The sequence below is a fragment of the Cellulomonas sp. P5_C6 genome (assembly GCF_054049635.1).
The window spans coordinates 1-10,133 of sequence record NZ_JBFULZ010000149.1; the positions used below are offsets into that span (position 1 = coordinate 1).

General features: G+C 73.7%; 6 protein-coding genes. 4 read left to right on the plus strand and 2 right to left on the minus strand.

The window, feature by feature from the left end:
• Positions 1 to 89 precede the first annotated feature (89 nt).
• The 3 genes from clpX to ACXJKG_RS15350 all read left to right on the plus strand — a co-directional run bounded on the left by clpX (position 90) and on the right by ACXJKG_RS15350 (position 3,032).
• Positions 90 to 1,367 carry an ATP-dependent Clp protease ATP-binding subunit ClpX gene (gene clpX / locus ACXJKG_RS15340; RefSeq protein ID WP_456846617.1) on the plus strand — a complete coding sequence of 426 codons (1,278 nt, stop codon included), beginning with the start codon at positions 90 to 92 and terminating at the stop codon, positions 1,365 to 1,367.
• 31 nt (positions 1,368 to 1,398) lie between these two features.
• Positions 1,399 to 1,713, plus strand: a complete 315-nt coding sequence (locus tag ACXJKG_RS15345) for a chorismate mutase (RefSeq protein WP_456846612.1) — start codon at positions 1,399 to 1,401, stop codon at positions 1,711 to 1,713.
• A gap of 122 nt (positions 1,714 to 1,835) precedes the next feature.
• Positions 1,836 to 3,032 carry a baeRF2 domain-containing protein gene (locus tag ACXJKG_RS15350; RefSeq protein ID WP_456846613.1) on the plus strand — a complete coding sequence of 399 codons (1,197 nt, stop codon included), beginning with the start codon at positions 1,836 to 1,838 and terminating at the stop codon, positions 3,030 to 3,032.
• A 1-nt stretch (position 3,033) separates the two neighbouring features.
• Here ACXJKG_RS15350 and ACXJKG_RS15355 read toward each other — a convergent pair whose 3' ends face one another.
• Together ACXJKG_RS15355 and valS are read right to left on the minus strand one after the other, a co-directional pair.
• Positions 3,034 to 4,842 (minus strand): AMP-dependent synthetase/ligase, encoded by a 1,809-nt coding sequence (locus ACXJKG_RS15355; RefSeq protein WP_456846614.1) that lies wholly within the window; start codon positions 4,840 to 4,842, stop codon positions 3,034 to 3,036.
• A gap of 2 nt (positions 4,843 to 4,844) precedes the next feature.
• Positions 4,845 to 7,475 (minus strand): valine--tRNA ligase, encoded by a 2,631-nt coding sequence (valS, locus tag ACXJKG_RS15360; RefSeq protein ID WP_456846615.1) that lies wholly within the window; start codon positions 7,473 to 7,475, stop codon positions 4,845 to 4,847.
• A gap of 172 nt (positions 7,476 to 7,647) precedes the next feature.
• Between valS and ACXJKG_RS15365 the strand changes: the two genes are divergently transcribed.
• Positions 7,648 to 10,133: amino acid adenylation domain-containing protein (locus ACXJKG_RS15365; protein WP_456846616.1), on the plus strand; the 2,486-nt coding region annotated here is incomplete at its 3' end.

A 10,133-nucleotide genomic window follows, 5' to 3' on the forward strand; every position in this document is an offset into this window, starting at 1 on the left:
GCAATGGGGGAGGACGCGCACCCTGAGGGGTAGCGCACGTACGGCGCACCGCCCGTCGGGCGGAGGGCGACATGAGGAAGGGGATCGACGTGGCTCGTATCGGGGACGGGGCCGATCTCCTCAAGTGTTCGTTCTGCGGCAAGTCGCAGAAGCAGGTCAAGAAGCTGATCGCCGGACCTGGCGTCTACATCTGCGACGAGTGCATCGAGCTCTGCAACGAGATCATCGAGGAAGAGCTGGCGGAGGCCACCGAGGTCGGCCTGGTCGAGCTGCCCAAGCCGAAGGAGATCTTCGACTTCCTCGAGCAGTACATCATCGGCCAGGAGTCGGCCAAGCGCGCCCTCGCGGTGGCGGTGTACAACCACTACAAGCGGGTCCAGGCCGGTGAGGCGCGGACGTCGACGACGGACGACCACATCGAGATCGCGAAGTCGAACATCCTGCTGGTCGGCCCCACGGGCACCGGCAAGACGTACCTCGCGCAGACCCTGGCCCGCATGCTCAACGTCCCGTTCGCCATCGCGGACGCCACGGCCCTCACCGAGGCGGGCTACGTCGGCGAGGACGTCGAGAACATCCTGCTCAAGCTGATCCAGGCCGCCGACTACGACGTCAAGAAGGCCGAGTCCGGGATCATCTACATCGACGAGATCGACAAGATCGCCCGCAAGAGCGAGAACCCGTCGATCACGCGCGACGTCTCCGGCGAGGGCGTGCAGCAGGCGCTGCTGAAGATCATCGAGGGCACCACGGCCTCGGTCCCGCCGCAGGGCGGCCGCAAGCACCCGCACCAGGAGTTCATCCAGATCGACACCACGAACGTGCTGTTCATCGTGGCGGGCGCGTTCTCCGGGCTGGACGACATCATCGCCGCGCGTGCCCGCAAGCGCGTGGTCGGCTTCGGCGCGCCGCTGCTCGACTCGGTCGACGAGGGTGACCTGTTCTCCGAGGTCCGCCCCGAGGACCTGCAGAAGTACGGCCTGATTCCCGAGTTCATCGGCCGGCTCCCGGTCGTCGCGGCGGTCTCGCGGCTCGACCAGGACGCCCTCGTGCGGATCCTCACGGAGCCCAAGAACGCGCTGGTCAAGCAGTACCAGCGGATGTTCCAGATCGACGGCGTCGAGCTCGAGTTCGACGACGAGGCCGTCGCCTCGATCGCCGACCAGGCGCTGCTGCGCGGCACCGGCGCGCGCGGGCTCCGGGCGATCATGGAGGAGGTCCTCCAGCAGGTCATGTTCGAGGTGCCCAGCCGCGACGACGTGGCCCGCGTGGTCATCACGCGCGCGGTGGTCCTCGAGAACGTGAACCCGACGCTCGTGCCCCGGGACACCCAGGAGAAGCGCACACCCCGCGAGAAGAGCGCCTGACCGGCTCGGACTTCCGCCTAGGATCGCGTCCGTGAGCGACCTGCCGACCCCGATCCCCGCCGAGCTGGCCCGGCTGCGCGGCAGCATCGACAACATCGACGCCGCGCTGGTGTACATGCTGGCGGAGCGCTTCAAGGCGACCCAGCAGGTCGGCGTGCTCAAGGCGACCCGCGGCCTGCCGCCGTCCGACCCCGCCCGCGAGGAGCAGCAGGTCGCGCGCCTGCGGGAGCTCGCGCGCACGGCGGAGCTGGATCCGGTGTTCGCGGAGAAGTTCCTCGCGTTCATCGTGGACGAGGTCATCCGGCACCACGAGGAGATCGCTCAGGGGCACGCGCGATCGGAGTGAGCCCGCGGGGTGGCGCCCGCTCGGCGGAGGGTCGAAGGTAGGGAGGGTCAGCTCCGGCCGGCCGCGCGGGGGCGGAGCTCGCCCGTGGTCGCCGGGGATCGTCGATCCCGGAGGTGCTGCCCATGGACCTGCACTGGCTCAAGCCGCTGCTCGGACGCCCGTCCCCGTTCACCACCGTCTACCTCGACGCCACGCGCGCGGGGGCGACCGGTGATGCGGAGGCGCTCGAGCGGTGGAAGGCCGTCCGACGCTCGCTCGAGCGCGACGGTGCGCCCGCGGGCGTCCTCGACGAGATCGCCGACCTGGTGTCCCGCCCGACCGGGGTCAAGGGACCGCACGGGCGCGTGGTCGTCGCGGACGCGGTGAGCGTGGTGGTCGACCGCGTGCTCGCGCAGCCACCGGCGCAGTCGCACGCGGTGTACGGTCCGGCGCCGGCTCTGCTGCCGGCGGTGCGGGCCGCGGACGAGACCGTGACCTACCTGCTCGTCGAGGTGGACCGCAACGGCGCGGACCTCACGTGGGCGGCCGGAGGAACGGTGCGGACCGAGGGCGGTCCGGAGACGGAGACGGTGGACGGCGGGCACGACGACGTGCACAAGACGCGGGAGGGCGGCCTCGACCGACGCAGCCAGACCCGTGCGGAGGACTCCTGGGGCCGCAACGCCGAGGTCGTGGCCGCGGTGCTGGACAAGCGGGCCGCCGAGCGCAACCCGGACCTGGTGCTCATCACGGGCGACGTGCGGGCGGTCGCCCTGGTCCGCGAGGCGGTCGGTCAGCCCACGCGCGAGCTGCTGGTGGAGGTCCCCGGGGGCGGTCGTGGGGAGGGCGTGCACCAGGGCTCGTTCGGGGCCAAGGTCACCGAGTCGCTGGCGGAGTTCCGGGAGCGGCGTCGCCAGGCGGTGCTGGACCGGTTCCGGGAGGCGCAGGGTCGTGGCGGCGGCGCCGTGACCGCGCTGGACGACGTGATCGAGGTGCTCCGGCGCGGGCAGGTGGCCGAGCTGGTGCTGCACGTCGACKCGCTGACCAGCGGACTCGCCGACCGGACCCTCTGGGTGGGACCGGAGCCGTTGCAGGTGGCGACGAGCGCCGCGGACCTCTCGTCGATCGGCGTCACGGGCGACGCGCGGGAGATGGATGCGAACGTCGCACTGGTGCGCGCCGCGCTCGGGCAGGACGCCGGGCTCACGTTCGCCGAGGACGGCACGGTCGACCTGGTGGACGGCATCGGCGCCGTCCTGCGCTGGTCGGACGACTCCACGCCGAGCGAGGCCGTTCCCACCCAGTCGGCCGACCAGGCCCGCCTGCGTTCGGTGGTGTAGCTCAGTCGGTGCCGCGGGTGTCGACGTACAGGGCGTCGATGTCCGCGGCGAAGTCCTTGAGCACCAGGGCGCGCTTCACCTTGAGCGACGGCGTGAGGTAGCCGTTCGCCTCGGTGAAGTCGGTGGTGAGCACGCGGAGCTTGCGGATGGACTCGGCTCGCGAGACGGCCTGGTTGGCGCGGTCGGCGGCGCGGTCGAGCGCCTCAAGCACGGCGGGGTCGGCGGCGGCCTCGTCGACCGTCATGGTCGGCATGCCGTGGTTGGACAGCCAGCCGGGCAGCATCTCGGCGTCGAGCGTGACCAGGGCGCCGATGAACGGGCGCTGGTCGCCGACCACCACGACCTGGCTGACGATCGGGTGGCCGCGCAGGCGGTCCTCGAGCACGGCGGGGGCGACGTTCTTGCCGCCGGCGGTGACGATGATCTCCTTGGTGCGACCGGTGATCCGCAGGTAGCCGTCGTCGTCGATCGTGCCGAGGTCGCCCGTCCGGAACCAGCCGTCGACCAGGGCCTCGGCGGTGGCCTCGGCGTCGTGCCGGTAGCCGCGGAAGACGTGCGGGCCGGAGACGAAGATCTGGCCCGCGTCGTCGACCCGCAGGGCAGTGCCCGGGAACGCGGGGCCGACCGTGCCGACCTTCGTCAGGCCGGGGCGGTTCACGGCGGTGGGCGCGGTGGTCTCCGTGAGGCCGTAGCCCTCGAGCACCTTGACGCCGATGCCGCGGTAGAAGTGCCCGAGCCGCTCGCCCAGGGGCGCACCGCCCGAGATCGCGAACTCGGCGCGTCCCCCCAGCGCGGCGCGGAGCTTCTTGTGCACGAGCGCRCCGGCGAGCGCGTGCCGGGCGCGCAGGGCGGCACCGGGGCCCGCGTCGGTGTCGAGCGCGCGCGAGTAGTCCTCGGCGGCCTTGGCGGCCCAGCGGAACACCTTCAGGGTCGTGCCCGAGCCGGCCTTCTGCTCGGCCGAGTTGTAGACCTTCTCGAACACGCGCGGCACGGCCAGGAGGAACGTCGGCTGGAACGCGGCGAGGTCCTCCAGCAGGTGCCGGGCGTCCGGCGTGTGCCCGAGGACCGCACCAGAGGGGACGCAGAGCACCTCGATGAACCGCGCGAACACGTGCGCGAGCGGCATGAACAGCAGCGTTCGCGCTCCCGGCGTGGCGCAGACGTCGCCGAGACCCGCCACGCCGTTGAGCGTGAGCGCGACGAAGTTGCCGTGCGTGAGCTCGACGCCTTTCGGGCGCCCCGTGGTGCCCGACGTGTAGATGATCGTCGCGAGGTCGTCGGCCCGGGCCAGCGCGCTGCGCCGGTCGACCTCCTGGTCGGGGACGTCGACGCCGGCGTCGGCCAGCACCGCCAGCGCGCCGTCGTCGATGACCAGCACCTCCGCGAGGCCGGGCAGGTCGTCGCGGACCTCGGCCAGGACGGCGGCGTGCGCGGCGGTCTCCACCAGCGCGAGGCGGACCCCGGCGTCGGCCGCGATCCACCGGACCTGCTCGGCCGACGACGTCTCGTAGACCGGCACGCCGAGCGCGCCCGCGGCCCAGCAGGCGAAGTCGAGGACGGTCCACTCGTAGCGGCTGCGGGACATGATCGCGACGCGGTCGCCGGGCTCGACGCCGCGCGCGACGAGGCCCTTGGCCACGGCGCGGACCTCGTCGACGAACGCCGAGACCGTCACCGCGGTCCAGGCGCCGTCCACGGTCCGCTCGGCGAACACCCCGTCGGGGTCCCGCGCCAGCCGGTCGGCCAGCAGACGCGGGATGCTCGCGGCGGGGTCGAGCTCGACCAGCGTCTCCGACCGGAACTCGCGCATTGTCAGGCCGTCGCCGCCGGCGGGACCAGCTCCGCGTCCTTGGCGACGACCGAGTCGCCGGCGCCGTCCACGAGGACCAGCGTCCCGGTGACCCGGCCGGCCGCGCGGACGTCGTCGAGCGCGACCTCGACACCGGCCCGCATCGCGGCGGGCACGGCCAGCTCGACCGCGGCGATCTCGGTGCGCATCGAGACCTTGGCCTCGGACTTCACCTTGCGCAGCGCGGCGAGCGCGGCACCGGCCGCGGTCACGACGCCCGGGTCGGCGTCGGTGCGCAGCGGCTCGGCCGTCGGCCACGCCGCCCGGTGGACCGAGCCCTCGCGCCACCACGACCAGACCTCCTCGGTGGCGAACGGCAGCACCGGCGCGAACAGGCGCAGCATCACGTCGAGGGCGATCGCCAGGGCCGTGCGGGCCGAGACGGTCTCGGGGGACGGGTCGCCGTACGCGCGGTCCTTGACCAGCTCGAGGTAGTCGTCGCAGAACGTCCAGAAGAACGTCTCCGAGAGCTCGAGCGCGCGGGTGTGGTCGTACGCGACCAGGGCGGCGGTCGCCTTGTCGACGACGTCCGCGAGGCCCGCCAGCATCGCGCGGTCGATCTCGACCGTCACCAGCGCCGGTTCCAGCGCCAGGGGCTCGGCGGGGTCGCCGAACGACAGCGCGAACTTCGAGGCGTTGAGCACCTTGATCGCGAGGCGGCGGCCGATCTTCATCTGGCCGATCTCGAAGGCGGCGTCGGTGCCCAGGCGCGCGGACGCGGCCCAGTACCGGACGGCGTCCGACCCGTGCTCCTCCAGCAGGCTCAGCGGCGTGACCACGTTGCCCTTGGACTTCGACATCTTCTTGCGGTCCGGGTCGAGGATCCAGCCGCTGATGGCCGCCGACGACCAGGGGAGCGACCCGTGCTCGAGGTGCGAGCGGACCACCGTGGAGAACAGCCAGGTGCGGATGATGTCCTGGCCCTGGGGGCGCAGGTCCATCGGGAACACGCGGCTGAACAGGTCGGGGTCCGTGCGCCAGCCGCCGACGATCTGCGGGGTCAGCGAGCTGGTGGCCCACGTGTCCATGATGTCGGGGTCGGCCGCGAAGCCCCCCGGCACGCCGCGCTGGTCGGCCGTGTAGCCGGCGGGCACGTCGGACGACGGGTCGATGGGGAGCTGGTCCTCGGTGGGCAGCAGCGGGGAGTCGTGGCGCGGCTCGCCCTGCTCGTCGAGCGGGTACCAGACCGGGAACGGCACGCCGAAGAACCGCTGCCGCGAGACCAGCCAGTCGCCGTTGAGGCCGCTGACCCAGTTCTCGTAGCGGACCTTCATGAAGTCGGGGTTGAACCCGAGCTCGGTCCCGCGGGCCAGCAGGGCCGCGCGCAGCGACTCGTCGCGACCGCCGTTGCGGATGTACCACTGGCGGCTGGTGACGATCTCGAGGGGCTTGTCGCCCTTCTCGTAGAAGTTCGCCTTGCGCTGCGTGGTGACCGGCTCGCCGTCGAGGTCGCCCGTCTCGCGCAGGCCGGCGACGACCGCCTCGCGCGCGGAGAACGTCGTCTTGCCGGCGAGCTCCTCGTAGCGGGCACGGGCGCCGTCGGACGCCAGCCAGTCGGGGGTGTCGCGCAGGATGCGGCCGTCGCGGCCGACCACGGACCGCGTCGGCAGCTGGAGCTCGCGCCACCACTGCACGTCCGTGAGGTCGCCGAACGTGCAGCACATCGCGATGCCGGCGCCCTTGTCGGGCTCCGCGAGGGTGTGCGCCAGCACGGGGATCTCGACGTCGAACAGCGGCGAGCGGACCGTGGTGCCGACGAGGTGCTGGTAGCGCTCGTCGTCGGGGTGCGCGATGAGCGCGACGCACGCGGGCAGCAGCTCGGGGCGGGTGGTCTCGATGAAGACGGGGGTGCCGTCAGGCCGGTGGAACGCGACCCGGTGGAAGGCCCCCGGGTAGTCGCGGGCCTCGAGCTCGGCCTGCGCGACCGCCGTCTGGAACGTGACGTCCCAGAGGCCGGGCGCCTCGGCCTGGTACGCCTCGCCCCGGGCGAGGTTGCGCAGGAACGCCTGCTGCGCGACGGCCCGCGACTCCGCGGACACCGTCTGGTACGTGCGCGACCAGTCGACCGACAGGCCGAGCCGCCGCCACACCTCCTCGAACTGGCGCTCGTCCGTGACGGTCAGGCGCTCGCAAAGCTCGACGAAGTTCTTGCGGCTCACCGGCACCTGCGGGCCGGACTTGCCCTCGCCGCCCTCGAACGGGGGCGTGAACTCGGAGTCGTACGGCAGGGAGGGGTCGCAGCRCACGCCGTAGAAGTTCTGCACGCGGCGCTCGGTGGGCAGGCCGTTGTCGTCCCAGCCCATCGGGTAGAACACCGCGCGGCCGCGCATGCGCTGGAACCGGGCGACGACGTCCGTGTGCGTGTACGAGAACACGTGGCCCACGTGCAGCGAGCCGGAGACCGTCGGGGGAGGCGTGTCGATCGAGTAGACCTGCTCGCGGGTGGCCGTGCGGTCGAACGCGTACAGGTCCTGGGCGGTCCACGCCTCGTCCCAGCGGGTCTCGACGCCCTCGAGCGAGACCCGGTCCGGTACCTGCCGCGTGCCCGTGGTGCTGGTGGGTCGGCCGGGCGTGGTGGGGGAGTCGGAGCTCATGGGCAGACATCTTCCCAGATCGACGGGGGCGCGGCGCCCGGCGACCATCCGGCGAACACTCGGTGAACACGTGCGCGGCGGCCGTCGCCGGGGTGCGAGGATCGCCGTTCGCCGGTCAGGAGCGCATGATCGGGAGGACACGCGGCACACGGACCGACGGGGAGGCTCGACGATGGCCCCCGAGGGCTACCTCCGGTCGCAGCTCGCCGCGCCGCCGCGCACCCTGCTCGACGTCCTCGACGCGACGATGGCGGCCCACCCGGACGCCCCCGCGATCGACGACGGCAGCGCGTCCCTGAGCTATCGGGAGCTGGCCGACGCGGTGCGGGCGGCCGCGGGCGGGCTGGCGGCCGCGGGGATCGGGCCGGGGGACCGCGTCGGGGTCCGCATCCCGTCCGGCACGGCCGAGCTCTACACGGCGATCCTGGCGGTGCTGGCGGCCGGCGCCGCGTACGTCCCGGTGGACGTCGACGACCCCGACGAGCGCGCGCGGACCGTGTTCCACGAGGCGGGCGTCGCGAGGGTCCTGACCGAGGGCGACCTGTCGACCAGGCGGTCCGCGGAGCCGCGGCGCCCGGGGCTCGAGGACGACGCCTGGATCATCTTCACCAGCGGGTCGACGGGTGCGCCCAAGGGGGTCGCGGTGACGCACCGGTCCGCGGCCGCGTTCGTCGACGCCGAGGCCCGCCTGTTCCTGCAGGACGCCCCGCTCGGCCCGGGCGACCGGGTGCTGGCCGGGCTGTCGGTGGCGTTCGACGCCAGCTGCGAGGAGATGTGGCTGGCCTGGGCGCACGGCGCCTGCCTGGTCCCCGCGCCGCGCGCGCTGGTGCGCACGGGCATGGACCTCGGGCCGTGGCTGGTCGCGCAGGGGATCACGGTGATCTCGACGGTGCCCACGCTGGCCGGGTTGTGGCGGGCCGAGGAGCTGGCCGGGGTGCGGCTGCTCATCTTCGGGGGCGAGGCGTGCCCGCCCGAGCTCGCGGCGCGGCTGGTCGGCGACGGGCGGGAGGTCTGGAACACGTACGGCCCGACCGAGGCGACCGTGGTCGCCTGCGCCGCGCTGCTCACGGGCGAGGGGCCGGTCCGCATCGGGCACGCGCTGGACGGGTGGGACCTCGCGGTCGTCGGGCCCGACGGGCTGCAGGTCGAGGAGGGCGGCGTCGGGGAGCTGATCATCGGCGGCGTGGGGCTGGCGCGGTACCTGGACCCGGCGAAGGACGCCGAGAAGTACGCGGCCGCCGAGGGTCTCGGGTGGGCACGGGCGTACCGCAGCGGCGACCTGGTCCGGTACGAGGCCGACGGCCTGCTGTTCATGGGGCGCGCCGACGACCAGGTCAAGGTGGGTGGTCGACGGATCGAGCTSGGYGAGGTCGACTCCGCCCTGCTCGGSCTGCCGGGMGTSGCCGGWGCCGCGGCSGCCGTMCGACGTACTCCCGCGGGCACCGCGGTGCTCGTCGGCTACCTGGTCCCCGAGCCCGGCGTCGACCTGGACCTGGCCGAGTCCCGCCGCCGTCTGACCGGCTCGCTGCCCGCCGCGCTCGTCCCGCTGCTCGCGCCCGTGGAGGCGATCCCCACGCGCGGCTCCGGCAAGGTCGACCGGGACGCGCTGCCCTGGCCGCTGGAGCGTCCCGACGAGGACGCGGCCCCGGCCGTCGGGCTCACGCCGACCGGTGAGTGGGTGGCCGAGCGGTGGACGGCGGCGCTGGGGGTCGCGGTGACCGGACCGGGCGAGGACTTCTTCGCCTCCGGCGGCGGCAGCCTCGTGGCGGCGCAGCTGGTCAGCGCGCTGCGGACCCGGTTCCCCACGGTGACGGTCGCGGACGTGTACGACTACCCCCGGCTCGGCGACCTGGCCAACCGCCTGGACGAGTTCGACGCGCCGGCGGTCACCGAGGAGCGCCTCGTGGCCCCGACCCCCGTGCGCGCGCAGCTCCTGCAGACGGTGCTGGCGATCCCGCTGGCGACGCTGGTGGGCCTGCGCTGGCTGACCTGGTTGCTGGCAGCCGACGCCGTGCTGGCCGCCACGACCTCCGCGCCCTGGGTGCCCGTGGTGCCGGGCGTGTGCTGGTGGGTCGCGCTCGGGTGGGTGGTGCTCATCAGCCCGTTCGGTCGGATGGGGACGACGGTGCTCGTCGCGCGGGCGCTGCTCGGCGCCGTCGAGCCGGGGCGGTACCCCCGCGGCGGGTCGGTGCACCTGCGGATCTGGTTCGCGGAGTCGTGGGCGGCCGCGGCCGGCGCGGAGAACCTGTCCTGCGCGCCCTGGGTGGCCGAGTACGCCCGGGCGCTGGGGGCGACCGTCGGCAAGAACGTGGACCTGCACGCGTTGCCGCCGGTCACGGGCCTGCTCACGCTGGGGAACGGCTGCGCCGTCGAGCCGGAGGTGGACCTGCGGGGGCACTGGCTCGACGGGGACGTGCTGCGCGTGGGCCGGGTGCGGATCGACAAGCGCGCGACCGTCGGCACGCGCAGCACGCTCGCGCCCGGCACCCGCGTGGGCGCCTGGTCCGAGGTCGCGCCCGGCTCCGCCGTGCTCACGTCCGTGCCGCCGGGCGAGCTCTGGGTCGGGTCGCCGGCCGTCTTCGACGGGCCCGCGCGACGGCACTGGCCGCGCGACCGTGCGCCGCGGGGTCAGCGGTGGGTAGCGGTGTACGGCGCGAC